The organism is Minwuia sp. IMCC3009 (assembly GCF_029909415.1).
GTDB lineage: Bacteria > Pseudomonadota > Alphaproteobacteria > Minwuiales > Minwuiaceae > Minwuia.
The window spans coordinates 3,782,723-3,809,239 of the sequence record NZ_CP123781.1 but is presented as its reverse complement, the minus strand read 5'-3'; the positions used below and the strand labels follow the sequence as shown (position 1 = coordinate 3,809,239).

The 26,517-nt window shown below is 66.5% G+C and carries 23 protein-coding genes; 16 read left to right on the top strand and 7 right to left on the bottom strand.

Going from position 1 to position 26,517, the window contains the following annotated elements:
• Positions 1 to 79 precede the first annotated feature (79 nt).
• The 8 genes from QGV55_RS17810 to QGV55_RS17775 all read left to right on the top strand — a co-directional run bounded on the left by QGV55_RS17810 (position 80) and on the right by QGV55_RS17775 (position 8,869).
• Positions 80 to 1,591, top strand: coding sequence for a replicative DNA helicase (locus tag QGV55_RS17810; RefSeq protein ID WP_281019290.1), 1,512 nt, complete (start codon positions 80 to 82; stop codon positions 1,589 to 1,591).
• A gap of 195 nt (positions 1,592 to 1,786) precedes the next feature.
• Positions 1,787 to 2,884 (top strand): alanine racemase, encoded by a 1,098-nt coding sequence (gene alr / locus QGV55_RS17805; RefSeq protein ID WP_281019291.1) that lies wholly within the window; start codon positions 1,787 to 1,789, stop codon positions 2,882 to 2,884.
• Positions 2,885 to 2,887: 3 nt separating this feature from the next.
• Complete coding sequence (locus QGV55_RS17800; protein WP_281019292.1) at positions 2,888 to 3,667, top strand: ABC transporter permease; 780 nt, start codon at positions 2,888 to 2,890, stop codon at positions 3,665 to 3,667.
• On the top strand, positions 3,664 to 4,458 hold the full coding sequence (locus QGV55_RS17795) for an ATP-binding cassette domain-containing protein (RefSeq protein ID WP_281019293.1): 795 nt from the start codon (positions 3,664 to 3,666) through the stop codon (positions 4,456 to 4,458). Before QGV55_RS17800 ends, QGV55_RS17795 begins: the two co-directional genes overlap by 4 nt.
• Before the next feature lie 104 nt (positions 4,459 to 4,562).
• Positions 4,563 to 5,930, top strand: a complete 1,368-nt coding sequence (radA, locus tag QGV55_RS17790) for a DNA repair protein RadA (RefSeq protein WP_281019294.1) — start codon at positions 4,563 to 4,565, stop codon at positions 5,928 to 5,930.
• A 1-nt stretch (position 5,931) separates the two neighbouring features.
• Positions 5,932 to 6,636, top strand: coding sequence for a CvpA family protein (locus QGV55_RS17785; protein ID WP_281019295.1), 705 nt, complete (start codon positions 5,932 to 5,934; stop codon positions 6,634 to 6,636).
• Positions 6,633 to 8,132 (top strand): amidophosphoribosyltransferase, encoded by a 1,500-nt coding sequence (purF, locus tag QGV55_RS17780; RefSeq protein ID WP_281019296.1) that lies wholly within the window; start codon positions 6,633 to 6,635, stop codon positions 8,130 to 8,132. The genes QGV55_RS17785 and purF overlap by 4 nt, the downstream gene beginning before the upstream one ends.
• On the top strand, positions 8,129 to 8,869 hold the full coding sequence (locus QGV55_RS17775) for an SDR family NAD(P)-dependent oxidoreductase (protein WP_281019297.1): 741 nt from the start codon (positions 8,129 to 8,131) through the stop codon (positions 8,867 to 8,869). Before purF ends, QGV55_RS17775 begins: the two co-directional genes overlap by 4 nt.
• Positions 8,870 to 8,887: 18 nt before the next feature.
• Here the strand turns inward: QGV55_RS17775 and QGV55_RS17770 are convergent, their stop codons facing one another.
• Positions 8,888 to 9,796, bottom strand: a complete 909-nt coding sequence (locus QGV55_RS17770) for an EamA family transporter (RefSeq protein ID WP_281019298.1) — start codon at positions 9,794 to 9,796, stop codon at positions 8,888 to 8,890.
• A 197-nt stretch (positions 9,797 to 9,993) separates the two neighbouring features.
• On the opposite strand from QGV55_RS17770, the gene QGV55_RS17765 reads away from it, so the two are divergent.
• Positions 9,994 to 11,013 (top strand): NADP-dependent oxidoreductase, encoded by a 1,020-nt coding sequence (locus QGV55_RS17765; protein WP_281019299.1) that lies wholly within the window; start codon positions 9,994 to 9,996, stop codon positions 11,011 to 11,013.
• An 80-nt stretch (positions 11,014 to 11,093) separates the two neighbouring features.
• Here QGV55_RS17765 and QGV55_RS17760 read toward each other — a convergent pair whose 3' ends face one another.
• Positions 11,094 to 11,984, bottom strand: a complete 891-nt coding sequence (locus QGV55_RS17760) for a hypothetical protein (protein ID WP_281019300.1) — start codon at positions 11,982 to 11,984, stop codon at positions 11,094 to 11,096.
• Positions 11,984 to 12,526, bottom strand: coding sequence for an RNA polymerase sigma factor (locus tag QGV55_RS17755; RefSeq protein ID WP_281020003.1), 543 nt, complete (start codon positions 12,524 to 12,526; stop codon positions 11,984 to 11,986). Before QGV55_RS17755 ends, QGV55_RS17760 begins: the two co-directional genes overlap by 1 nt.
• Before the next feature lie 681 nt (positions 12,527 to 13,207).
• Between QGV55_RS17755 and QGV55_RS17750 the strand changes: the two genes are divergently transcribed.
• The 6 genes from QGV55_RS17750 to QGV55_RS17725 all read left to right on the top strand — a co-directional run bounded on the left by QGV55_RS17750 (position 13,208) and on the right by QGV55_RS17725 (position 18,522).
• On the top strand, positions 13,208 to 14,104 hold the full coding sequence (locus QGV55_RS17750) for a TauD/TfdA family dioxygenase (protein ID WP_281019302.1): 897 nt from the start codon (positions 13,208 to 13,210) through the stop codon (positions 14,102 to 14,104).
• Positions 14,105 to 14,173: 69 nt separating this feature from the next.
• Positions 14,174 to 15,628 (top strand): amidase, encoded by a 1,455-nt coding sequence (locus QGV55_RS17745; protein WP_281019303.1) that lies wholly within the window; start codon positions 14,174 to 14,176, stop codon positions 15,626 to 15,628.
• Between the two features lie 143 nt (positions 15,629 to 15,771).
• Positions 15,772 to 16,209, top strand: coding sequence for a PaaI family thioesterase (locus QGV55_RS17740; protein WP_281019304.1), 438 nt, complete (start codon positions 15,772 to 15,774; stop codon positions 16,207 to 16,209).
• Between the two features lie 100 nt (positions 16,210 to 16,309).
• Positions 16,310 to 16,714 carry a DUF2946 family protein gene (locus QGV55_RS17735; protein WP_281019305.1) on the top strand — a complete coding sequence of 135 codons (405 nt, stop codon included), beginning with the start codon at positions 16,310 to 16,312 and terminating at the stop codon, positions 16,712 to 16,714.
• A gap of 101 nt (positions 16,715 to 16,815) precedes the next feature.
• Positions 16,816 to 17,991, top strand: coding sequence for a transporter (locus QGV55_RS17730; protein ID WP_281019306.1), 1,176 nt, complete (start codon positions 16,816 to 16,818; stop codon positions 17,989 to 17,991).
• Between the two features lie 75 nt (positions 17,992 to 18,066).
• Complete coding sequence (locus QGV55_RS17725; RefSeq protein ID WP_281019307.1) at positions 18,067 to 18,522, top strand: copper chaperone PCu(A)C; 456 nt, start codon at positions 18,067 to 18,069, stop codon at positions 18,520 to 18,522.
• Between the two features lie 24 nt (positions 18,523 to 18,546).
• On the opposite strand, the gene QGV55_RS17720 is transcribed toward QGV55_RS17725, so the two are convergent.
• From QGV55_RS17720 to QGV55_RS17710, 3 genes are all read right to left on the bottom strand, one after another.
• The gene (locus tag QGV55_RS17720; RefSeq protein WP_281019308.1) at positions 18,547 to 19,698 is read right to left on the bottom strand and encodes an acyl-CoA dehydrogenase family protein; all 1,152 of its coding nucleotides are present in this window, start codon (positions 19,696 to 19,698) and stop codon (positions 18,547 to 18,549) included.
• 112 nt (positions 19,699 to 19,810) lie between these two features.
• Positions 19,811 to 20,614 carry a gamma-glutamyl-gamma-aminobutyrate hydrolase family protein gene (locus QGV55_RS17715; RefSeq protein ID WP_281019309.1) on the bottom strand — a complete coding sequence of 268 codons (804 nt, stop codon included), beginning with the start codon at positions 20,612 to 20,614 and terminating at the stop codon, positions 19,811 to 19,813.
• 248 nt (positions 20,615 to 20,862) lie between these two features.
• Entirely contained in the window at positions 20,863 to 21,846 is a 984-nt protein-coding gene (locus QGV55_RS17710; RefSeq protein WP_281019310.1) for a zinc-dependent alcohol dehydrogenase family protein, read from the bottom strand.
• Between the two features lie 246 nt (positions 21,847 to 22,092).
• Between QGV55_RS17710 and QGV55_RS17705 the strand changes: the two genes are divergently transcribed.
• Positions 22,093 to 22,857: a class II aldolase/adducin family protein gene (locus QGV55_RS17705; RefSeq protein WP_281019311.1), complete on the top strand. Its 765-nt coding sequence runs from the start codon at positions 22,093 to 22,095 to the stop codon at positions 22,855 to 22,857.
• Positions 22,858 to 23,009: 152 nt separating this feature from the next.
• On the opposite strand, the gene QGV55_RS17700 is transcribed toward QGV55_RS17705, so the two are convergent.
• Positions 23,010 to 26,285: an AsmA family protein gene (locus QGV55_RS17700; protein WP_281019312.1), complete on the bottom strand. Its 3,276-nt coding sequence runs from the start codon at positions 26,283 to 26,285 to the stop codon at positions 23,010 to 23,012.
• Positions 26,286 to 26,517 lie beyond the last annotated feature (232 nt).

Genomic DNA, 26,517 nt, shown 5'->3' with positions numbered 1-26,517 from the left:
ATATGTCCACAGGAAAGTGGGACAGGTCCGGCGTGCGACGCCTGCGGTGCCGCCCCCGGAATGATAGGTTCTGCGGATCATGGCTGACATCATAGACGCACGCTTGATCGACCGGGACGAGACCTCCGCGCAGGAGGACGCGCCAAGGGAACTGCCGCACAATCTGGAGGCGGAGCAGCAACTGCTCGGCGCCCTGCTCTACAACAATGACGCGGCGGCGCGGCTGCTGGATTTCCTGCGGGCGGAGCATTTCTTCCAGCCGCTGCACGGGCGCATCTATGACGCGATCCTGACCCTGGTCGATCGCGGCGAACTGGCCAACCCGGTGACCCTGAAGACCCGGTTCGAGCAGGATGCGGCGATGCGGGAACTGGGTGGCGCGGGCTATCTGGTGGACCTGAGCGCGCGGGCGGTGAACGCCATCCGGGCCGAGGAATATGCCCGTATCCTCTATGACCTCTATCTGCGTCGCCAGATCATCCTGCTGTCGGACGAGATGTCGGAGCGCAGCCACAGCGCCGACCTTTCCGATACGGCGGAAAAGCAGATCGAGGCGGCGGAAGCCAGCCTCTATTCACTGGCCGAGGCCGGGGAGGCGCAGAACGACCTGCGCCCGTTCCGCCAGGCGGTGACCGAAAGCCTGGAAAGCATCGAGGCCGCCTATCGCCGGGTGGGGCAGCTCGTCGGCGTCACCACCGGACTGCGCGACCTGGACAACTGGCTGGGCGGGCTGCACCGCACCGACATGCTGGTGCTGGCGGCCCGACCGGGCATGGGCAAGACCTCGCTGGCGGTCACCATCGGGCTCAATGCCGCACGCGCCTACCGCCAGATCCGCGACGATACGGGCAATGTGGTGGATACGGAGGGGGCGGTCGTCGGTTTCTTCAGCCTGGAAATGTCGCGCGAGCAGCTCGCCACGCGCGTGGTTTCCGAACAGACCCGCATCCGCTCCAACGATCTGCGCAAGGGCACCATCGACCGGGAGACCTATCTCAACACCGTGGTTCCGGCGACGCAGCAACTGGTGGACCTGCCCTTCTACATCGATGACACGCCCGCGATCTCGATCTCCCAGCTCCGTTCCCGCGCACGGCGGCTGAAGCGCCAGCATGGTCTGGGCATGATCATCGTCGACTACATCCAGCTCATGCGGCCCTCCGGTGCAAAGCGGACCGAGAACCGGGTGCAGGAGATCACGGAGATCACCCAGGGCCTGAAGGCGGTGGCCAAGGAACTGGCAGTTCCGGTGCTGGCCCTGTCGCAGCTCTCCCGCGCGGTGGAGCAGCGCGACGACAAGCGCCCGCAGCTTTCCGACCTGCGTGAATCCGGCTCCATCGAGCAGGACGCGGATGTGGTCATGTTCATCTATCGCGAGGCCTATTACGAGCAGAAGAACAAGCCCGACGAGACCGACCAGGTGGCGATGGAGGAGTGGCAGGAAAAGATGGGCCGCATCTACAACAAGACCGAGGTCATCATCGGCAAGCAGCGCCATGGCCCGACCGGCACGATCGAACTGTTCTTCGAACCCGAATACACGACCTTCAAGGACTATGACCGCATCCACGACCCCCGCGATGTGCACTGAGGCTTCCAGTTGCACCGCATCGTCCTTCCTCCCCCCTGGCGGGGGAGGATCGAGGTGGGGGGGAGGCCCGGTGTTTCAGGTCCATCACATGAACCGGCAACAACCGCCGCGCACCCCCTTCCCGACCTTCCCCCGTCGAGGGGGAAGGAGTGCAGACGGCATCGCATCGTCCCTGTCCCCGGACGTCCGGCTGGCATGACGGCGGCGGCGAGCCTTCACATTGATCTGGACGCGCTGGCGGCCAACTGGCGCACGCTGGCGGCACTGGCACCGGCGGCGGAGACGGCCGCGGTGGTGAAGGCCAATGCCTATGGTATCGGACTGGAACCGGCGGTGCGGGCCTTCGCGGCGTCCGGGTGCCGGACCTTCTTCACCGCCACCATCGACGAGGCCCTGCGGCTGCGGCGCGCGGACGGCCAGGCGCGCATCTTCGTGCTGAACGGTCTGCTGCCGGGCAGCGAGGCCAGCTTCACCGGCCATGACCTGATTCCGGTGCTGAATGATCTGGCGGACATCGAACGCTGGCAGGCCTGGGCGGCACGGCAGGAAACCGTGCTGCCCGCCGCGATCCAGCTTGATACGGGCATGACCCGGCTGGGCCTGCGCGGGCCGGATACGGAGCGGCTGGCGGCGGAGCTGACCCGGTTGCAGGGGCTGCAGGTGGTGCTCTGGCTGACCCATCCGGCCTGTGCCGACCTGCCCGATCACCCGCTGAACCGGACCCAGCTTGAGCGGTTCCGGGCGCGGCTGGCCCTGCTGCCGCCCGCACCCGCATCGTTCTGCAATTCGCCCGCCCTGCACATGGGGCCGGACCGGCATTTCGACCTGATCCGGCCCGGCGTGGCCCTCTATGGCGCCAACCCCTCACCCGTCGCGACCGTCAGAATGCGGGAAGTGGTTCATTTGAAAGCAAAAATCCTGCAAACCCATCGCGTTGACACCCCCCGGACCGTTGGCTACGGTGCGACCCATCCGGTGGCCGGGCCTGCCAGGATCGCGACCGTTGGTGTCGGCTATGCGGACGGGTATCCCCGTTCACTCAGTGGTCAGGCAGTCGGTCGGATCGGCGACCATGTGGTGCCTTTGGTGGGGCGCGTTTCGATGGATCTTTCGACATTTGATGTCTCGGGCGTGCCGGAGGAGCTTTCCTGTCCGGGTGCGGAGATTTCCCTGATTGGCGGCGGCGTCGATGTCGATGCGCTGGCCGAGGCCGGCGGCACCATCGCCTATGAGCTTCTGGCCGGACTGGGTCCGCGTTATGCCCGGATCTACAGCGGCCAGGGGGCGGTCTGAGCCATGCGCTGGAATTTCCTTGCCCTGATCGGCAGCGTCATCCTCCAGTTCTTCGGCGCGGTCGGTCGCCTGGCGATCTTCACCGGCAAGGGGCTGCTGCACTGTGTGACGCCACCGTTCTATCCGCGCATCCTGCTGCGCCAGATGCTGCAGATCGGCTATTACTCGCTGCCCGTGATCGGTCTCACGGCCTTCTTCACCGGCGCAGTGCTGGCGCTGCAGATCTACATCGGCGGCGCGCGCTTCAACGCGGAAAGCCTGGTGTCCTCCATCGTCGTGCTCGGCATCACCCGCGAACTGGGGCCGGTGATCGGCGGCCTGATGGTCGCCGGGCGGGTCTCGGCGGCCATGGCGGCGGAGATCGGCACCATGCGGGTGACCGAACAGATCGACGCCCTGACCACGCTGTCCACCAATCCCTTCAAGTATCTGGTGGCGCCGCGGCTGATCGCGGGTGCCACCATGCTGCCGCTGCTGGTGTTGGTGGCTGATGTCATCGGGGTCTTCGGCGGCTTCGTCGTCGGCACGGAGAAGCTCGGCTTCAACGTCGGCATCTACCTGCAGAACACCATCGACTTCCTGCATGTGGATGACGTCGTCTCCGGCCTGGTGAAGGCCTCCATCTTCGGGTTCCTGATCTCCCTGATGGGCTGCTACCACGGCTTCATGAGCCGGGGCGGGGCGCAGGGCGTCGGGCGCGCCACTACCAACGCCGTGGTTTCCGCCTCCATCATGATCCTGACCGCCAATTACATCATCACCGAACTGTTCTTCGCCCAATGAGCACCGCAGCCCCCAGCACCGGACATCCGAAGATCAGCCTGAAGGGCGTGACCAAGCATTTCGGGCCGAAACAGGTCCTGCGCGGCATCGATCTGGAGGTGCAGCGCGGCCAGTCGCTGGTCATCATCGGCGGGTCCGGGACCGGCAAGTCGGTGATGCTGAAATGTATCCTTGGCCTGCTGCATCCGACGGGCGGCAGCATCCATATCGACGGCCAGGACGTGACCCACCTGAAGGGGCGGGAGCAGGAACAGGTCATGGCCCGGATGGGCATGCTGTTCCAGGGCGGGGCGCTGTTCGACAGCCTGAAGGTCTGGGAGAACGTCGCCTTCGGCCTGATCCAGGGCAAGGGCATGCAGCGCGACAAGGCCCGCGACATTGCCATGGCCAAGCTGGCCCAGGTCGGCCTGAGCGCGGACGTGGGCGAGCTGTCGCCGGCCGAACTGTCCGGCGGCATGCAGAAACGTGTCGGTCTGGCCCGCGCCATCGCCACGGATCCGGAAATCATCTTCTTCGATGAACCGACCACGGGCCTGGACCCGATCATGGCCGACGTGATCAACGACCTGATCGTGAAATGCGTCAGGGAGCTGGGGGCGACGACCATGTCGATCACCCATGACATGGCTTCCGCCCGCAAGATCGCCGACCGTGTGGCGATGATATACGAGGGGCGGATCATCTGGCATGGCATGGCGGGGGATGTGGATCACTCCGGCAATGACCATGTGGACCAGTTCATCAATGGCCGCGCCGAGGGGCCGATCCAGATGCAGGTCCGGAAATTGTGATTCCGTCTGCCGCCCCGGCGTGGCATGGCTTGTAGGCAGAAACTGATTCCCGGTGCTGAGCGCACCAGACCCGCCCATCCGACACAGGGCTTGAACCGGAAACGATGGCCAAGGCGAGCATCCGATATGTCTGCCGCGATTGCGGTGCCAGCTACCCCAAGTGGCGTGGCATCTGCGACGCGTGCGGCGCGTCCTCGGTGGAGGAGGAGACGGTGACGCCCCGGCCCCGCGCCTTCGGCGTCGTCGGCGGCAGCCGCAGCCGTCCCGCCCCCCTGACCGACCTGTCCGTGCAGACGCTGGACGAACCCCGGCGCGGCACCGGGATCGGGGAGCTGGACCGGGTGCTGGGCGGCGGACTGGTTCGCGGCTCCGCCATCCTGATCGGTGGCGACCCGGGCATCGGCAAGTCGACGCTGCTGCTGCAGACCGCGACCGCCATGGCCGCGACCGGCGCCAGGATCATCTATGTCTCGGGGGAGGAGGCGACGACCCAGATCGCCATGCGCGCGCGCCGGCTGGGTGTCGATGGCGCCCCGGTGCAGGTCACGAATGCCAACGGACTGGGGGAGATCCTCGCCACCCTGCAGGAACATGCCGATACCGACCTGGTGATCATCGACTCGATCCAGACCGTGTTTTCCGAGGCACTGGAAAGCGCGCCGGGCACGGTCGCCCAGGTGCGCGCCACCGCCCACGAGCTGATCCAGCATGCCAAGAAGTCCGGCACCGCCGTGGTGCTGGTCGGCCATGTGACGAAGGACGGCCAGATCGCCGGGCCGCGGGTGCTGGAGCACATGGTGGACACGGTGCTCTATTTCGAGGGCGACCGCAGCCATCAGTTCCGCATCCTGCGCGCGGTGAAGAACCGCTTCGGGGCCGCCGACGAGATCGGGGTCTTCGAGATGGCGGAGGCCGGGCTGATCGAGACCCCGAACCCGTCCGCCCTGTTCCTGGGGGAACGGGAGGAGCCGGTGGCCGGGGCCGCTGTCTTCGCCGGGATGGAGGGCAGCCGCCCGATCCTGGTGGAGATACAGGCGCTGGTGGCGCCGTCACCGCTGGCCACGCCGCGCCGCGCCGTGGTGGGATGGGACGCCGGACGGCTGGCCATGATCCTGGCCGTGCTGGATACCCGGCTGGGCCTGTCGCTGGGCCAGAACGAGGTCTATCTGAATGTTGCCGGTGGCCTGCGCATCAACGAACCTGCCGCCGATCTGGCCGTGGCGGCGGCGCTGCTCTCCTCGCTGTCCGATGATCCGGTACGCGCTGCGACGGTCGTCTTCGGAGAGATCGGCCTGTCGGGGGAGGTCCGCCGGGTTGCCCGCGCCGAGGCGCGGATGAAGGAAGCCTCCAAGCTCGGGTTCCGTCATGCCATCGCCCCGGCGGGGTCGGAGGGGCGCGACCTGCTGCGGGTGACGGAAATCGACCGCCTCGACGCGCTGGCGGCGCTGTTCCCGCTGGATGAGGGGCGTTGAGATGGCTCTGACCTTTGCCGACCTGATCGTCCTGGGGATCATCACGCTCTCCGCCGTCTTCGGCCTGATGCGCGGGTTCACGCGCGAGGTGCTGTCGCTGGGAAGCTGGATCGGCGCCGGAGTCGCGGCCTGGTACGGCCAGCCGCTGCTGCGGCCCTTCGCGCTGGAACAGATTGGCGACCCCACCGCCGCCGACATTGTCTCCGCCCTGGTCATCTTCCTCGGCGCGCTGATCGTGCTGATCCTGATCACCCACAGGATTGCCAGCCGGGTACGCGACAGCCGCGCCATCGGCACCCTGGACCGGTCGCTGGGCATCCTGTTCGGTATCGGGCGCGGGGCGCTGGTGATCATCGCCGCCTGGCTGGTGATCGATTACCTGATGCCGGACAACCCGCCGAAGACGGTACGGGAGTCGCGGTCGCTGCCCTATGTCATCATGGCGACGGACTATGTCACCTCCGTCATTCCACGCCGGGTGCGGGAACAGACGCGCGGATCCGCGGATGATGCGCGGGGCGCGGCGGAGGATGCGAACCGGGCGGCGCGCATCCTGCGGCCGCTGCTGGACCGGCAGGACGACAGTGACGGCACGAATGACAGCCGCGACGGGGAAGCACAGGACGCGGAGCCCGAGAAGGGCTATACGAAGCAGCAGAAACGAGACCTCGAACGCCTGATGGATTCCGTGACGGAGCGCCAATGAGCACCATCTCTTCCGGGACGACCCTCCCTTTCGACGATGACCATTTCCACGAGGAATGCGCCGTCTTTGGCGTCTGGGGTGCCGACGGCGCCGCCGGACTGACGGCCCTCGGCCTGCATGCCCTGCAGCATCGCGGGCAGGAAGCCTGCGGTATCGTCGCCTTCGACAGCGGCCATTTCAACGTGCATCGCGCGCTGGGACTTGTCGGCGACGTGTTCGGCAAGGGCTCGGCGGACAGCGACAGCAACAGTCCGATCGCGCGGCTGACCGGGCGGGCCGCCATCGGCCACACCCGCTATGCCACGTCGGGGCGGACCATGATCCGCAACATCCAGCCGCTCTGGACCGATCTGGACGAATCCGGCGGCTTCGCGCTGGCCCACAACGGCAACCTGACCAATGCCCGGCAGATCAAGAAGGAACTGCGGGCGGAGGGGCGGCGGTTCCAGTCGACCACCGATACGGAGGTGATCCTGGATCTGGTGGCGCGCAGCGACGAACGCCAGCTCGTCAAGCGGCTGGTCAGCGCCATGAAGCGCATCGTCGGTGCCTATTCGCTGGTCGCCCTGTCGAAGAAGAAGCTGATTGCCGCCCGTGATCCCGCCGGGGTACGCCCGCTGGTGCTGGGGCGGCTGGACGAAGCCTGGGTGGTGTCGTCGGAGACCTGTGGTCTCGACATCATCGGTGCCGACTTCGTGCGCGACGTGAAGCCGGGGGAGATGATCGTCATCGACGAGAGCGGGATGGAAAGTCATTTCCCGCTGGCGGAGGAGCCGCGGCATTTCTGCATCTTCGAATATGTCTATTTCTCGCGCCCGGATTCCCGGGTGAACGGCAAGGACGTCTATTCCATCCGCCGCAACATCGGGCGCGAACTGGCGCGGGAGGAAGTGGTCTCCGCCGACATGGTGGTGCCGGTGCCGGACTCCGGCACGCCGTCGGCGCTGGGCTATGCGGAGGTCCTGGACATTCCCTTCGAGCTGGCGATCACCCGCAATCACTACGTCGGGCGCAGCTTCATCGAGCCGGACCAGCAGCATCGCGATCTCGCGGTGCTGCGGAAACTCAATGCCAACCGGGGCCTGCTGCGCGGCAAGCGGGTCGTGCTGGTGGATGATTCGATCGTGCGCGGCACCACCTCGAAACGCATCGTGGAGATGGTGCGCGATGCCGGCGCGACGGAGGTGCATCTGCGCATTGCCAGCCCGCCGACCGTCAGCCCCTGCTTCTATGGTGTCGATACGCCCTCCAAGTCGGAGCTGATCTACAACCAGTTCGAATCGCTGGATCAGGTCCGCCGTGCCATCAAGGTCGACAGCCTGGCCTATCTTTCCATCGACGGCCTGTACCGCGCGGTGGGCGAAGCCAGACGCAGCATGGAGGCCGGATACTGCGATGCCTGCTTCAGCGGCGACTATGCCATTCCGCTGCTGGACGAGAACGACAAGGGCGTCGAGGCCGATCAGGGCAGCCTGTTCCGCGAGGGTCAGCGATGAGCCTGAAACGTCTGGAAGGCCGCATCGCCCTGGTCACCGGGGCATCGAAGGGGATCGGGCGTGCCATCGCCATGGCCTATGCGGCAGAGGGTGCGCACATCATCGCCCTTGCCCGTGACACCGCCGGGCTGGAAAGCCTGGACGATGCGATCAACGGTCTTGGCGGCACCGCCACACTGGTGCCGATGGACCTGACCGAATGGGCTGCCATCGACGGGCTCGCCGCACCGCTGCTGGAGCGCTATGGCCACCTCGACGTGCTGGTCGGCAATGCCGCGATGCTGGGCCAGCTTTCGCCCATGGGGCACTTTCCGCCGGATGTGTGGGAAAAGACCTTCAAGCTGAATGTCCATGCCAACTGGCGGCTGATCCGGGCGCTGGACCCGCTGCTGCGGGCCTCCGACGCCGGGCGGGTGCTGTTCGTCACCAGCGGCATCACCCGTGTCGCCTCCCCCTTCTGGGGCCTCTATGGCGCGACCAAGGCGGCGCTGGAGAAGATGGCGGAGACCTACGCGACCGAGATGAAACAGACGAAGGTGCGGGTCAATGTCATCAATCCCGGCCCCACCCGCACCGCCCTGCGCGCGGGCGCCTTCCCCGGTGAGGACCCGATGACCCTGCCGGCGCCGGAGGAGATCATGGAAGGCTTCATCCAGGCCGTGATGCCCCAGTTCGACGGCAACGGCCTCTGGATCGCCGCCGACGAGATCGCCAGGGCATCCCGCACGGTGAACTGAGTCCGCTCCCCGCGCCCCTCAGGGTGTCGTGATCGGTGGCGGCTTGCGCCGCTTGCCCGACAGGGCGTTGCCGACAATCGCGCCCAGCAGGACCGCGCCGCCGATCAGCGTGTTGACGGTCGCCGTCTCCCCCAGCAGCAGCCAGACCCAGAGCGGTGCCAGCAACACCTCCGCCAGCGAGAGCAGGGCGAGTTCGGCCGCCGGCAGGCTTCTGGACCCCAGCGTGTAGAGGATCAGCCCGGCACCGACCTGGAAGACCCCCATTGCCGTCGCGATGCCGCCGGTGCGGGGGGACAGGACGAGGGGAAGCCCCTGGATCAGGCAGATCGCCGCCATGATGACGATGGCGAACAGGCCCGACATGAATACGGCCGGCAGCATCTCCCCCGACCGTCCCCAGCGCAGGGCCACGGTGAAGATCGCGAAGCCGAACGCCGAACCGAGCGCGGCAAGGCTGCCTGCCAGAGCGACGCTGCCCGTCCGGTCGGCGACCATGATGCCGATCCCGGCGATGGCGACGGCGATCGCCAGCCAGGTTGCCGACCGCACCGGTTCCCGCAGCACGATCCAGCCGAGCACGGCTGTCATGAAAGGCGCAGTGGCGAACAGCAGCATCGCGCTGGCGACCGAGGTGACCTGGATCGCATAGATGCCGCCGGCATAGGCGGCCGTCAGCGCCAGCCCGGCGATCACGGCGGGAAGACCGGCACGGCTGACCTGGTGGATCGGGCTCTCGCCGGACCGGATGCGGATCACGAGGTAGAGGAACAGCGAGAGACTGACCGAGCGGTAGAGCAGGATCTGCCAGACCGTCGCATCATCCATCAGCCGGATGCCGAGTCCGACCGTCGACCAGAGGACACCGGCCCCGAGGACCAGCAGGATACCGTTGCGGCGTCCATCCGCCGCGGCTGAAACCTGGCTCATGATTGTTTCCGGGAGATCCGTTGGAACCGTCTTTGCGCCAGACTGGCAGGACCGGGAGCGCAATGGCCGCCTGAATGCGACATCCCCGTTCGGGCGGATGCTGCGTCGCGCCCCTTCCCGGCTTCGGATTTTCCGTTCCAATCGGCGCGCGTTGCCTTATCTACAGGCCAACAGAAAATTCAGAGGGAACGACCGCCATGACCGACACCAACCGCCGCGTGATCTTTGCCAGACGGCCCGAGGGCTGGGTGACGCCGGACTGCTTCCGGATCGAGGATGCACCGATTCCGGAACTTGCCGACGGCGATGTGCTGACCCGCAACATCGTCATGTCCGTCGATCCCTACATGCGCGGCCGCATGTCGGACCGGAAGTCCTATGCCGCCGGTTTCGAGCTGGGCAAGGTGATGAATGCCGGTGCGGTGGGGGAGGTCATTGCCTCGAAGAACGACAATGTCCCCGTGGGCACGGTGGTCAACGGGATGCTCGGGTGGGAAACCCACTCCCTGGTGAAGGGCGGGGCCGGCCTGATGCCGGTGGATGCCAAGGCGGCACCGCTGTCCTACTACCTCGGCATTCTCGGCATGCCGGGCTTCACCGGTTACTACGGCCTGCTGAAGATCGGTGAGCCGAAGCCGGGCGAGACCGTCTATGTCTCGGCAGCGTCCGGTGCCGTCGGCCAGGTCGTGGGCCAGGTGGCGAAGATCAAGGGGTGTCGGGTGGTCGGTTCCGCCGGGGATGACGAGAAATGCGCCTGGGCCATGGAAGCCTGCGGCTACGACGTCTGTTTCAACTACAAGAAGGTCGATTCCTACACCGAGGCGCTGCGGGAGCACTGCCCGGACGGCATCGACATCTACTTCGAGAATGTCGGCGGTGCCATGCTGGACGCGGTGCTGGCCAACATCAATCCCTACGCGCGCATCGCGCTGTGCGGCATGATCAGCCAGTACAACCTGACCCAGCCGGAGGGGATCAACAATCTCCAGTCGCTGCTGATCAACCGCGCCATGATCCGCGGTTTCATCATCTCGGAGCATTTCGACGGGCTGCCCGGCTTCATCGCCGACATGACCGGCTGGATGCGTGCCGGCAAGCTGAAGTACCGCGAGACCATCGCGGAAGGCATCGACAATGCCCCCGCTGCCTTCATCGGTATGCTGAAGGGCGAGAATTTCGGCAAGCAGATCATCCGCCTCGGCCCCGATCCGGCCTGACACCCACCGGCGGCGGTGACCTTTCCGGTTGCCGCCACGGGCCGGGCCGTGGGGCCGCGCCCACCCGGTAGGATCAGCGATTACAGGTCGATGCTCTTGCGCAGTTCGCTGGCGATGCGGCTCAGGCGGTCCTCCGGCAGGTCGCCGATCACCATCAGGCCGTAGCCGCCGATGATCCAGTGCACGATCCCCAGCCCATTGCGGACCTCATACTGCGTATCCGCCTCCGGCTTGTTGGAGGCGATGATGCAGAAGGCAACAGGCACGCCGTCGTCGCCCAGATAGGCAAGCTGAACCAGGGGTTTGCCGTTGAAGGCGAGCAACTGCGCGCGGCGGAATTCCAGCCCGGTCGCGGCCCGGGTCGCCGGATCCAGCGGCAGTCCGACCCGTTCCGAGGCCAGCGCCAGGGCGGCATTACCACCCTGGTCCGGCGTCAGGGAGTCGGTGGTGAACAGCATCTGGTAGTCGGCCACCGCCTGGCGCCAGCCCTTCGCGGCGACGACCGGTGCCGCATCGGCTGCGGCCTCGGCTTCCTCCAGCTCCGCCTCCATCTCGTCCAGTTCCGCCAGCAGGGCGATTTCCCGCTGCCCGGCCCGGTCCGCACTGGTGCCGAAACCGACGGCAAAGCCGATACCCAGCGTCAGCAGCAACATGGCCGCGACACCGATCGAGTGCCAGTCGTTCGCCGGACGCGGCGGCGGTGCCTGGGTGGTGGAAATGACCGAGGCAGTCAATGTCGGTTCCGGCAATGCCGCCAGCAGCCGGTCCATCGGGGCCTGGTCAAGCAGTGTGTCGAATGCCGCGCGGAAGGGCCGGTCGCCCTGCCGCAACAGTTCCAGCCTCTGCCGCAGTTCGGCGGAATCCGAAAGAGCCCGGTCGATCAGCTGCCGGTCGGAAAGCGACAGCTCCCCGTCCAGGTAGGCCACCAGGTCCTCGTCTCTCGGATGATCTGCCTTGCCGGCGGATGACATCAGTTTTCCTCGACCTCACCATCGCGGGTTCTTCGCGCACAAGTTGCGCTGGGATCAAGCCCGGCCAGTTTGCCCCGCGCGGCAGACAGCCTGCTCATGATAGTACCGATTGGAACATCCAGAATGTGAGCCGCCTCACGATAGGTAAACTCTTCCACGTAAACGAGCATCACAGCCTGTCGCTGCGCTTCCGGCAGTTCCGACACCTCACTCAACACGCGTTGAAACAAATTATTCGTTTCCATGCTGGCGGATCCGTCGAACACCAGTTCCGTCTCCGGGTCGGCAAAGCCGCCACCGGTACGGACCTTCTCTGCCCGCAGATTATTCTTCCAGATTGATGAGAGAATGGTGAACAACCACGCGCGCAGGTTGGTGCCCTGACGGAATTGTGCCTGTCTTTCAAGGGCCCGCACGCAGGTGGACTGCACCAGATCCTCCGCCACGGACGGGTTGCGGCTGAGGGAAAGGCCATACCGCCAGAGGCGCGGCAGATGGGCTTCCAACCCATCTCTCACAGTTTCGTGATCGACATCCGTCATGACGATATGAATAAGCACCCGGTCCGGTGTGTTGTTCGGGCAAGTCTAGCGAAGACCGCTCAGGGGCACGAACGAAATTACCAGTTGCGCGGCATTATGATACCGCACCATCTCGGAGAGTTCGCGAATACCCCCTGACTCCGGTTGATGAAATTGCCGGCTCCGGCATCCCTTCCCGGGATTTCTGAAATCCCGGCCGGAACCGGAAAAGAGATCGCCCAGCCGCGTCCTCCTGCGCGGCGCGGCGAACGAGGCGCCGCCACCTGGTGGGGTCGGGGGCGTTCGGACACGGACATGGCAGCCCTGAGCCATGGCGTGTCCGGATTCTGCGGACGGGCCGTCAATCGGCCGGGCCAAGCCTAGTGCCCGTTCTGCGGTCGGGGGGTCACGAACACGGTTCCGCGTGACCCCCTGATTGCCGCAGGCTCTGGATTCGGTGGCTGACCGTTCCTCCCCTCTCCCCCTCCCGACCACCCACGGGATTATCCTTATGGGTGGTCGGGAGGGGGAGAGGGGAGGAACGGTCCACAAACGAACCTCCCGAGGGGTGGAACGGTCGGGGCAAGGTTTCCCCAACTCATCCCCAGACGCGCGGCAGCCCTGCGCTGGATCGCTTGGCAGGTGGTTCGGGAGACGGCACAATTGCGACAGTTGATGCGCGTGCATTTGTGGGAGGATGACATGAGCGGCATGACCTTCGAGCCCCTGGACGATGTCTGTTTCGGCGCACGGGTCTCCGGCGTGACGCTGGCGGACATGGATGCCGACAGCTTCCGGACGTTCTATGACCGGTGGCTGGAGTACGGGCTGCTGATCGTTGGCGGGCAGTTCCTCGACAGGGGACAGCAGGTGGCCTTCGCGAAGCGTTTCGGCGATCTGGAGTTCGACATTGCCGAGATCGGCAACATGCGCAAGGACGGCAGCCTGCGTCCCGACGATGGCTCCGACGACATGATGAAGATCAATCGCGGCAACATGGGCTGGCACCATGACAGCACCTACATGCCGGTGCAGGCCAAGGGTGCGGTCTTCACGGCGGATATCGTGCCGCAGGAAGGCGGGCAGACCGGCTTCGCCGACATGCGCCACGCCTACGACGCCCTCGACGCCGCCATGAAGGCCCGGCTCGAGGGGCTGCGGTGCCACCATTCACTCTATCATTCGCAGGCCAAGGTCGGGCATCAGGCGGCGCCTGTGAAGGATTCGAGCGTCAATACGGACGATGATTCCGGCAAGACCTATGGCGGTTACGGCTTTCACGAAGGTCCCGTCTCGATCCGCCCGCTGGTGAAGGTGCATCCGGAGACCGGAAGGCCGAACCTGCTGGTGGGGCGGCACGCCTATGACATCATCGGCATGGCGCCTGAGGAGTCCGAGAAGCTGCTGCAGGAACTGGTGGATTTCGCCTGCCAGCCGCCGCGGGTCTATCACCATGACTGGGAACCCGGCGACGTGGTGATCTGGGACAACCGTCGTCTGATGCATCAGGCGACGCCCTGGCCCTTCACCCAGGCGCGCCGCATGTGGCACAGCCGGATTGCCGGCAGCCCGGAAACCGAAGCCGCGCTGGCTGCCTGATCCCGACGTTGCCGCCGGGCGATTTGGCGTTATCCTCCCTGTGCAATGTCTGTTGGGGGAGGGAGTGTCATGTCTGAACTTGCCTGGAAATCGGCAACCGAGCTTGCCGGTCTGATCCGCGCGCGCCGCCTTGGCTCCCGCGAACTGCTGGATCACATGATCGAACGGATCGAGCGCTACGACAATCAGGTCAATGCCGTCGTCGTGCGCGATTTCGACCGTGCCCGGGCCGCCGCCGATGAGGCGGATGCCGCGACACGGCGCGGCGTGTCGCATGGCCCGCTGCACGGTGTGCCGATGACGGTGAAGGAAAGCTTCGACCTCGCCGGGCTGCCGACCACCTGGGGCGTGCCGGAAATGAAGGACAATATCGCGGCCCGCGACGGCGTGGTGCCGCAGCGGCTGAAGGATGCCGGTGCGGTGATCTTCGGCAAGACCAACGTGCCGCTGATGCTGGCCGACTTCCAGAGCTACAACGCCGTCTATGGCACCACGCACAATCCGCATCGTCAGGGCCATACGCCAGGCGGGTCGTCGGGCGGTGGCGCGGCGGCGCTGGCAGCCGGGTTCACGGCGCTGGAATATGGCTCCGACATCGGCGGTTCCATCCGCAACCCGGCGCATTATTCCGGTGTCTGCGGGCACAAGCCCACCTGGGGCATCGTGCCGATGCGCGGCCATGCGCTGACCGGCGCCCTGACGCCCACCGACATCTCCGTCGTGGGTCCGCTGGCACGCAGCATCGATGATCTGGAACTGGCGCTGGAACTGACCGCAGGCTCCGACCGGCTGCACGAACCGGGCTGGAAGCTGGACCTGGCGCCGTCCGAGGTGGAGGGGGCGGAGGGCCTCCGGGTCGCGCTCTGGTGCGATGACCCCATTGCGGCTGTCGATGACAGCGTGCAGGCGGTCCTGCGCAATGCCGCCGAGGCCCTGTCCGAGGCAGGTGCCATCGTCGATGACCAGGCCCGGCCCGACTTCACGCCGCAGCACTGCATGGATACCTACCGGACGCTGCTGTTCTCCGCCATGGCGGCCCGGCAGCCGCAGGCGCTGTTCGAGCAGAACATCCGGCGGCTGGAGAGTCTTTCGCCGGACGACATGTCCGACGGGGCGCAGGTCCTGCGGGCCCAGACGATCCGCCACCGGGACTGGGCCACCGCCAACGAGGCGCGGACCCGCATGCGCTATGCCTGGGCGGATTTCTTCGAGAACTATGACGTGCTGCTCTGTCCCGTGGCCTCCGTGCCGGCCTTCCCGCATGACGAATCGGAGGACATGAATGCCCGCACCCTGACGGTGAACGGCAAGACCGTGTCCTATTTCGACCAGCTGTTCTGGGCCGGCATGACCGGCGTCAGCTACCTGCCCGGCACGGTGGTGCCCGGCGGCATGACCGAGGGACGGCTGCCGATCGGCATCCAGGTCGTCGGGCCGGAAATGGGGGATCGCCGCACCCTGGCCGTGGCCCGCGTGATCGAAAGCCTGACCGGGGGCTTCCAGGCTCCGGAAGGGTTTGACTGAGGAGAGTCGATAACGGTCTTTTCCCCTCTCTCGGCCTCCCAACAAGTATGCTTCCGCGGGTGCCCGGGAGAGGGACGGAACAGGCCGGCAAATGACTCCCGTGGCAGGGCACCGGGCACCTGACGCTCTTGAAGGAGACCATCTTGGACAGGGATACCGACTATTTCGCCGCGAAGCGCAATCCCGGCGACCGCTACAAGGTCTTCGATCCGAAGGACCCGCACGAGACCAATACCGGTCCGTTCTTCTGGCGCAAGCGCGACGGTCGCCTGCGCTTTGCCTTCGAGGCGGAGGAGAAGCACTGCAATTCCGGCGGCATCGTCCACGGCGGCCTGCTGATGACCTTCGCGGATCTGATGATGTGCGCCACGGGGACCGAGGGCACGGAAGACAATGGCGTCTTCACCGTCTCCTTCAATGCCGAGTTCATGGCCAGCGGCAACCGGGGCGAGGTCATCAAGGCAAGGGCCGAGGTAGTGCGGCGCACCGGCCAGATGGTCTTCGTCCGTGGCGAGATCTACACCGACGAGCGCGTCATCCTGACCTGTTCCTCCGTCCTGCGGCGCATGCGCAAGTCCTGATCTGCAGGCGCGCGGCCCGCGATGCCATTCCGCCGCATCCCGTTCCGATGGCGGGGCGGTCTATCCTGCCCCACCCGTTGACGGAACCGAATGCCGCCCGATGCATGCCCGAATGTACATGATCCAGCCTGTCGTCTGCGCCATCGCCGTGGTGGCGCTGGCGTTTCACGCCTGGTTCTGGGTGGCCTGTGCCGTGCAGACGACGCACCAGGCGACGGGCTCATCGACGGCGGATCTCAGCATCCTGATCTGTACGCCGCAGGGGCTGCAGCCGACGGTGCTGCCTGACGGCACGACAAAGGCACCTTCCACCGAGACCTGCCCGGATTGCAGCCAGATGTGCGGCGGCGGTCTGGCCGCCCCTTCCGCGCAGTCGCTGCATCCGACCACTGTCGCGGAACTTGTGCTGGCAGAGCGGCTCGCCGCCGAACCGGCCCGCCCGTCCTTCATCCTCGCCCGGTCGCGCCCGCGCGCGCCACCGGTTTCCGGCATCGACATCACCTGATTTCGACAGTTGGAAACTGTCAGCAGCGGCACGTCTGACGTTCGCCGACCCCGCCGGGGCCGGAAACGCAGTGCGTGATCGCGCTGAACGCGAGGATATTCATGCGAACAACACTATTCGCGGCGAGCCACATGCTCGCTGCCCTGGGGGTGGCCATGCTGGCGCTCTCCAGTCCCACGGAAGCCCACGAGAAGAAGGCAGGGCAACCGCCTGCAGCTTCTCCGGCAAACCACGACACCGATCATGCAACGGTCAGCATCAGCGGCGCGCCGCACAGTGCAATCCGCGCGGATTCCCACGCCCCCATCGGGGTCATGGGCGATCACATGCATCACGCGGGGGAGTGGATGGTCTCCTACCGCTACATGGCGATGCTGATGCGGGGCAATCTGGATGGTGACAGCCAGATCTCGGCCGAAACCATCGCCACCACCGTGCCCAACCGCTTCTTCGGCCAGCCGGGCCAGCCGCCGACCCTGCGCGTGGTGCCGACCGACATGGAAATGCAGATGCACATGTTCGGTGCCATGTATGCGCCGACCGATGACCTGACCCTGATGGTCATGGGCAACTACGTCGAGAAGAGCATGGGCCATATCACCTTCGCCGGTGGGGCGGGGGCAACCCGACTGGCCAAGTTCGACGTGAACACCAGCGGCCTGGGTGACACCAGCGTCGCCGGTCTGGTGCGCCTGTTCGACGACGACATGCATCACCTGCATCTCAATCTCGGCCTCAGCATCCCGACCGGTTCCATCGAGGAGGAAGCGGCCATCGTGGCGCCGAACAATGCCCGACCGGTGCTGCGGGTGCCCTATGCCATGCAGCTTGGCACCGGCACCTTCGACCTGATGCCGGGCATCACCTATACCGGTACGGATGGCGATCTGGGCTGGGGCGGACAGCTCGCTGCCCGTATCCATCCCTACCGCAACAGCCAGGGTTACGCCTATGGTGACCGGCTGCGGCTGGATGTCTGGGCCTCCAGGCAGTGGGCACCCTGGGCCAGCACATCGCTGCGGATCGGGGCCCAGTCGGAGGGGCAGATCGAGGGGATCGACAACCGCATCGCGGTGCCGAACCAGACTGCCGACCCGGACAATTACGGGGGCGAGCGGCTGGATGTCTCCCTCGGCGTCAACCTGGTGGCGCAGCGCGGTGACCTGCGCGGGCTGCGGCTCGCCATGGAAGCGACCGTGCCCGTCTACCAGAACCTCAACGGTCCGCAGATGGACACGGACCTGATCCTGACACTGGGCCTGCAATACGCCTGGTGAACCTGCAACCCGCCACGCCCGGAGATCGAGACATCGGCACGGGCGTGGCAAATCCGGAAACAAAGGAAAGACACGATGTACAGACACATGACACGCATCATTCCCATGCTGGCGATCCTGCTCGGCCTGGGACTGCAGAACGCATCGGCACATGAATACCAGAAGGGTGATCTGAGCATCCTTCACCCCTACGCCTACGCCACCATCGGTGCGGCGCGCGCCGGGGCGGTCTTCGTCACCCTGCGCAATGACGGTGCGAAGGATGACGCGCTGCTGGGTGTTGAATCAGGGGACGCCGCACGGGCGGAACTGCATACCCACATCCACGAGAACGGGCGCATGATGATGCGCCCGGTGGAACAGATTGCGATCCCCGCGGGCGGCGAGGCAAAGCTGCAGCCGGGCGGCGACCACATCATGCTGATGGGCCTGAAGGCAGGGCTGCAGGCAGACTATTCCCATGATCTGGTGCTGATCTTCCGCGATGCCGGGCGTGTGCCGATCGAGTTCGTGGTCGAAACGCGCGACTGACGCCCGGTCGACCGCACGGACCGGCTAGAGCCGCTTCGCCACTTCCTCCAGCATGACCTCTGTCGCGCCGCCCCCGATCGACATGACGCGGGCGTCGCGATAGAGGCGTTCCACCGGGTTCTCCCGCATGAAACCCATGCCGCCGAAGAACTGGGTGCAGTCGTAGAGCACCTTGTTCACCATTTCCCCGGTCAGGGCCTTGACCATGGAGACCTCGCGCACGCAGTCCTGACCCTGTGAATCCAGCCAGGCGGCATGCCAGAGCAACTGGCGCGATGCCTCAACCTCCGCCGCCGCCATGGACAGGCGCTGGCGGATCGCGCCGATGTCCCAGAGGGTCTTGCTGAAGGCCTGACGCTGTTTCACCCAGTCCAGCGTCAGCTCGATCCCGGCCATGGCCATGCCGACGGCCATGGCGCCCAGGGTCAGCCGCTCGTTCTGGAAATTGTCCATGATGGCGTAGAAACCGCGGTTCTCCTCCCCCAGCAGGGCGTCAGCGGGCAGATACGCGTCCTCGAATACCAGTTCCGCCGTGTCTGACGACCGCCAGCCGGTCTTGTCCAGGGTGCGGGCCACGCTGAAACCCGGCGTGTCGCGCGGCACGATGAATATGGAGATGCCGCGGCTGCCCTTGACGTCGGTATCGGTCTTGGCCCCGACGAACAGCACATCCGCCGTGGCCCCGTTGGTGATGAACACCTTCGATCCGTTCAGCCGCCAACCGTTGCCGTCGCGCACCGCCTTTGTCGTGATGCCGGCCACGTCCGATCCGGCGCCGGGCTCGGTCACGGCAACCGCCGTCAGGATGTCACCGGAAACGATACCGGGCATCAGCCGGTCCTTCTGCTCATCGGTGCCATAGCGGGCCAGGTGCGGGGAGGCCATGTCGGTATGCACCGCCACCATGGCGTTGAAGCCGCCGAAGGTGGCGCGGCCCAGTTCCTCATGCAGGGTCACCGTGGCCCGCGTGTCCAGGGCGGAGCCCCCGTAGCTTTCCGGGTAGCGCACGCCCAGCAGGCCGAGATCGCCCATCTGTTTCAGCACCGATTTCGGGCTGCGGCCCTCCGCCTCCCACGCGTCACCATGCGGTGTCACGGCCTCCGCCACGAAGCGCTGCACGGTATCGCGCAGCATCCCCAGTTCCTCGGTCATCTGTGAAGGATCACGAAAGATCATCTGCTGGGGCCCTCCCCGACCCGCAAGATTCGCGGGCCCGCGAATCGATTCGTTTTCAGTGTCCGGATTATCCGACTTTGTTCGCGTCTGTTCCGGTAAACAGAGTCAAGTTTCAGGCACCTGCGGCCGCTGTTGCATCGCCTGCGATCCCGTTCCGTTCATGGTCATGCCCCGAAAGCTGATCCGGGTCGCGCCGGTCCAGGGCGAGCCAGCCGCGCAGGAATCCATCCACCCAGCCATCCACATGCGGATCGTGCTGGCGGCGGCCTGCCATGTGCTCGTCCGGCTGCTGCGCACCGGGACAGACCAGCCGGGCGGCGCCGCCGATCAGCCAGCGCCGGTTCATCTGCTCCGTCACCTCCGGATGAAACTGGATCGCCAGGGCGTTGCCGTTCATGGCGAAGGCCTGCTCCGGAAAGCAGTCGCCGGTGGCCAGCAGGGTGCCGCTTTCCGGGGTCGTGAAACCTTCGCGATGCCACTGGAAGATCCGCATCTCGTCGGGAAAGAACGCCTTTCCCGCCTCGGTCGCGCGCACGGGGTAATAGCCGATCTCCACCCGTCCCTCCGGATGCTCGGCGACCGTGCCGCCCGCCGCGCGGGCCAGCAACTGGGCACCCAGGCAGATGCCGAGGAACGGCGTGCCGCTCTCCACCACCTTTGGAATCCAGTCGATCTCGTTGCGGATGTAGTCCTCGTGCACGTCGTTGGCACTCATCGGCCCGCCGAAGACCGCGACCCCGGCGTAACGGTCGAGGTTCTCCGGCAGCGGCTCGCCGCAGGCATGACGGCAGATGTCGACGCGATAGCCCATGGTGCGCAGGCGCAGGCCGACCCGACCGGGGTCGGAATGGCGCTGATGCACGACCAGCAGGACCGTGTCGGGTGACGAAGCGGGAGGCTGTTCCTTGTCAGGCATGCGCAATGTTCGCGCGTGCAGCAATCAAGCGCAAGATGCTTCGGTGCGGTAGCGATTCATTCGTGGTCCCCGGCCTGCCCTCTCGGGAATTGTTTGCGGTCCCCGGCCAGCCCACTCCCCCTCCCGACCACCCACGGGATTATCCTTATGGGTGGTCGGGAGGGGGAGTGGGCTGGCACGGTCCACGGAGAATCCGGGACAGGGCTGGCCGGGGTCAGCAAACGATTCAGACGCGGGGTCGGCGCAACCTATTCCATCGTGATGATGATCTTGCCGTCGCGGCCTTCCTTCGCGGCGTGGCGCAGGGCGTCGGCGACCTTGCTGAGGTCGTAGGTGGCTTCCACCGGCACGAACAGGTCGCCGCTTGCGACCTTCTCCGACAGGAAGCGGTAGGTTTCGCCGATCTCCTGCGGGGTCGCCTCTGCGAACCAGGGGGCCAGCCAGAAGCCGCGCACGGTGATGTCGCGGAACACGGTCTCCCGCGCGTCGATCATCAGCGGATCGCCCGACAGCAGGCCATAGTTGACCACGGTACCCTTGTCGGCGGTGGCCTGTGCCAGCCGCTGCACCGCGCTGCCGCCGATGGCATCGATGGCCAGCTTCGGCAGGTTGCCGCCGGTTGCCTCTGCCACCCGGTCAGCCAGATCCGGGCCGTCCACCAGCACCACGTCGGCACCCAGTTCGGTCAGTTCCGCCACCAGCTCGGGCCGCCGCACGACATTGACCGACTTCCAGCCGGACGCCCGCGCCAGCCGGATCAGATGGCGGCCCACGGCGGAGTTGGCGGCGTTCTGGATCACGTAGTCCCCGGCCTCCAGCGTCACGTATTTCGTCAGCATCAGCCAGGCGGTGGCCGGGTTGGCGCGCAGCATGGCGAGCTGCAGCATGTCGGCCTCCGCCGGCAGCGGCACCAGCCCCCGCGCCGGACCCTGCACCTGCTCCCGCCAGAGTCCGCGCGCCGGTGGCGTCACCAGATCACCGACCTTCACATTGTCGACGCCTTCGCCCACTGCCGTGACACGACCGACACCCTCCGCCCCCTGCGTCATCGGCAGGGTCGGCAGCTCGGCGCCATAGCGGCCTTCCATGTTCAGCAGGTCGGCCGGATTGATCGGGCTGGCCAGCACCTGGACATTGACCCGGCCCGGTCCCGGCGCACCCGGCGCATCGACCTCGACAAGCTCGACAACCTCGTGCGGCACGCCAAAGCGCGAGAACTGCATGACCTTCATGATGAAACCCCTCCCCGGATTGATCGGGTGACGATACAGCAGGGCGGCGCCGGAGGGAATCGCGCCGGTGCATGTGTTCTCCGGGCCCGGGATTGCGGCAGGCGAAGGGTCACCGTGCAGCATCTGTACTTGTGTGTGGGCTTTCCTTGCGTCAGTTTGCAGGAAATGGCCCCGGTCCAGGGGGCAAACGACCGTCGGCGATGATCGGCGGAACATCAGGAAACTCAGCGAAACCGGGAGGAAATGATGCCGGATACCGCACCAATCGTGAAGTCAGTCCGCAACAAGGTCTCAGAAGAGGAATGGGCGGTCCGTGTCGACCTGGCCGCATTCTATCGCCTGGTGGCCCTGAACGGCTGGGATGACCTGACCGCCACCCACATCTCCGCCCGCGTGCCGGGAGAAGATGCCTTCCTGCTGAACCCGCATGGCCTTTTCTTCGACGAGATCACCGCCTCCAGCCTGATCAAGCTGGACTATGACGGCAATGTGCTGATGCAGGGTGACTTCGGGGCCAACCCGGCCGGTTACACCATTCATTCCGCCGTGCTGTCCGGTCGTCCCGACGTGTTCTCCGTCGCCCATACCCACACCCGTGCCGGCATGGCGATCTCGGCGCAGAAGGACGGCCTGCTGCCGCTGAACCAGACGGCCCTGCGCTTCTACAAGCGTCTGTCGTATCACCCCTACGAGGGCGTGGCGCTGGACCATTCGGAGCGGGACCGCCTGATCAGCCACCTGGGTACCAACAAGGCCATGATCCTGCGCAACCACGGTCTGCTGTCCGTGGGCGAGACGGTGCCGGAGGCGTTCAACGTGCTGGCCTATCTGGAGAAGGCCTGCCAGTCGCAGATCGATGCCCTGTCCGGTGGTGTCGAACTGGAACTGCCGAGCGAGGAAGTCTGCGAGCACACCGCAAAGCAGTTCGAGAAGTTTTCACCCCTTGGCCATCGCGACTGGCCCGGCCTGCTGCGCAAGCTGGACCGCATCGACCCGAGCTTCCGCGACTGATGTAGTCGTTCGGGGACCGTTCCGCCCCTCTCCCCCTCCCGGCCACCCATTTCAGGATACTTGCGTGGGTGGCCGGGAGGGGGAGAGGGGCGGAACGGTCAACCGATAGACCGGGAGCGGTCAGCAAACCACTCCGACGCCAGACGGATGCATCACGGCTGCGGCGCAATCCGCAGCCGTGGCTGATTCAGCGGACCCGTGAATGACAGGACCGTCCCCCGGTCGCTGGCCTCGGGCGTCTCCAGCAGGGCCTCCAGATCCAGCGTCCAGTCGGCGATGTCGGCATTGCCGCGCCAGGTGGTGCGTGCCGCGCCTGCCGCGATGCTGATCGGCGCGACGGGTGAGATGATGCCTGCCCGTATGTTCAGGCCGGAGCGGAACCCGGCGAGTTCGGTCCGGCCGCCGCGCAGGGCCGCCTCGGAAGCGTCGGCGCTCGTGACCTGCAGCCACGCCGGAACATCGATGCCCTGAACCACGGTCGGCTGCATCGCAAGGTGCACGTCTCCCTCCGCCGCCCGGACCATGTCGAAGGGCGCGACACCACGGGCACGCAGGTCGAGATCCAGGTCCCCGCGCCCGGCAATCACGCTGGTCGCCGTGGCCAGGGTGATCAGCGCACCGACATCGGCATCCCGCCAGGTGAGGTCCAGGTCCAGTTCCGGTCGGGTGCCGCCGGTCAGGCGCAGCGTGCCCCGCACATCGCCATCCGCCATCCGCGCCCTCAGATCGGAGAGCGCCAGCGACCCGGCCTCCAGGCTGGCCGATGCGGCGAGATCGTGCAGGATCAGGCCACGTACTTCCAGCCGGTCCAGCCGCAGGTCCATCGCGCCCTGCATGCGTGTCATCCAGAGCAGGTCGAGCGGCGCCCGCGACCAGCGCCTTGCCGTATCGGACTGCAGCGCGGCCAGGGCGGCGCCACTGTCGGCCGCCGGCAACAGGGGGTCGAGTGCGATGCTGCCCGCCGCCACTGCGCCGGTCAGCCGCTGCGCCCCGCTGTCCCAGCGCAGGTCGCCCCGCAGGTTGAGCGGTGCGGACCCGAGGTCCATGCCGCTGATCTCCAGCCCTCCCGGCGTGATCGTCAGGGTGCCCAGTACTTCCACCGGCCCGGTGTTGGCCACGGTCGGTGACAGGTCAGGAAACAGGGCCACGGCCAGTGCCGAGAGATTCTGGTGCCGCAGCGCCACGCCCCCCCGGAAGCGCCGCTGTTCCGGCGGCCCGCTGATGCTGCCGTCCAGTTCCATCCGGGCCGACAGGGCATCGACATGACCCAGCAGGCGATAGTCGGCGACCGTACCGTCGAGCCGCAGGTCGGCGACCATCGTGTCGTCCAGATGGTCGGGCCAGCGCAGGTCGGGGAACAGCAGATCCAGCCCCGACAGCAGCCGCGCGTTGTCCACCGCCACCGTCAGGTCGAAGCGCGGATCGGTCAGCCAGCCGGTCGCGCCGCCCTCTACCGACAGCCGGGCAGCGGAAAGCTCGATCCGGCTGGTCAGTTGCACGGCGTCAAGGGAACCCTCCAGGCTGAACCCGGTCTCGAATGCCCCGAACCGCGCGGCGACACTGTCCAGCGGCAGGCCGAAGGCCAGCAGCACCGCGCGCAGGTCATCGCCCGAGCCCGTCCCGTTGAGGGCAAACCGGGGGTCCTCCGGATTGTCCAGCGACCCGTCCAGCGTCAGGCGTGCCCCGCCGGGCAGGTAGAGCTGCAGGCCGTTGAGGGAAAGCTGGCCGCCGATCAGGCTGGCGTCCAGCGTGAGGTCGCTGTAGGTGCGCCCGTTCAGCCAGAGCTGATCCACGGCAAGCCTGCTGTTGGTATCCAGGCCGCTGAGGAAGCTCACATCCGGCGGCCCATCGACGCCGCTGATGCGGCGCACATGCCCGTCCAGTCCCAGCGCCTGCAGGTAGGCATCGGCGTTGAGCTGGTCGACGCGCAGGTCGAGACTGAAGGAGGGGCGATCGCGCACCGCCACGGCGAATCCGCCACTGACCCGCGACCGGTCCAGCCGCATGTCCAGCCCATAGGCCTGTATCACGTCGTCGGTGGCGCTGATGGTGGCGGTGATGCTGGCGTTGCGCAGCCGGTCCGCCGCCCGGTCCGTGACCGTCAGCCCGCTCCAGTCCAGCAGCGCGCGCAGGTTGTCGGTCGCGGCTTCCAGGGTGCCGTCCAGGCGCGGGTGCCCGGTCGGGGTCCGCAGCTTGCCGGTGAAGGCGAGATCGGACCCGCCCGGCAGCAGCGTGCTGAGCCGGCCGATCGTCAGGTCCCCCCGTGACAGGGCCGCGTCAAAGGCGAGCTGGCGCAGCTGGCTGCCGCCGAGCGAGACCACGCCCACATCCAGGCGCAGCGCCGCCGTGATCCCGGTCGGCAGGGTCGGCCCGGGGGGGCCGTCACCGGACAGCAGGGGCCTGGCGCGGCGCAGCAGGTCATCGCCGTTCAGTTGCTCGAACCCGATGCTGATATCCAGGACCGGCGCATCCCCTGCGCCCGGCCCGGTGGGCAGGGTGGCGGTGACCCGGCCCCGGCCCTCGATCCCCGCGATGTCGAAGGTCATCTTCTCCATCACCGCGCCTTCGTCGGTGAAGGTCATGTCGCCAATGATGTTGCCCGGCACGGGATCGGGAATCCGGTCATCGGTCAGGTCGATGCCGAGCAGGCGCAGGCTGGCGAGCAGGTCCGGTGTTTCTGCCGTCAGGGATCCGCGCATCCGCCCCGGTGCCTCGGGCGTGACCTTCCCCCGGAATGTCGCCGTGCCGCCGGTTTCATCGTTCAGCACCACCGACAGGCGGGTGCCGCTGGCCGGGGCGGTCGCATTGACCTCCACCGCCAGCGGCAGCCCGACCATGCGCCCGGCCATGCGCAGGGTTGGCGGTCTGCCCTCCCGTTCCGCCTCCAGCGTCCCGGCCATTTCCGTCAGGGTGACATCGACACCGGTCCTGGCGTTCTTCAGGTCGATCAGCCCATCGACGAAATCCACGTGCCGGATCGGTGCATCGGCGGCGGCACCAACGGCGCCTTCGCCCCCCGGCTGGCCCAGCATGTCGGTCAGATGCCCGATCCCCGCATGATTGCGCCGCCCGTTCGCCAGGGTCACCAGATTGAGCTGCGGACGGATCAGGGTGACCCGGTTCGCCACCACATCGCCCAGCAGCAGGCTGGAGATCGACAGGCGGATATCGACGGCGCGGGCCAGCAGCACCGGCGGCAGGTCGGACTCCACCGCCTGCACGGCCACAGCCTCAGCCCGCAACCGCGGGGTGGGCAGCAGGCGGAACCCGATGGGGCCGTCCAGCGTCACGGGCTGTCCCAGCAGGGCGCGGGCCTGCCGGGCAATCGTGTCGCGATGGCTTTCCGCATCGATCAGGAAGGGCGCGGCGAAAAGGCCGGCAACAACCAGCACGGCAAGCCCGGCAAGCGCGGCGATCAGACCTCTCATGCCCGGTGACTCATGACCGGTGCCTCATGCCTGTTTCACCCTGTTGCCGACCACCCGGTCGCTTCCGTACGCCATTCAGCCAGTCCGCTCCTGTTCCTCTCGGCACCGGAGACCTTGTCTCCCCGACGCGCCATTGATGGTGATGACCGACACCATGCCGGTTGCAGACCTTGCGTCAACGGGACTTTCAGCTAAGCTTTTTTCTGAATGACAGGGGGTTGGCATTCAGACT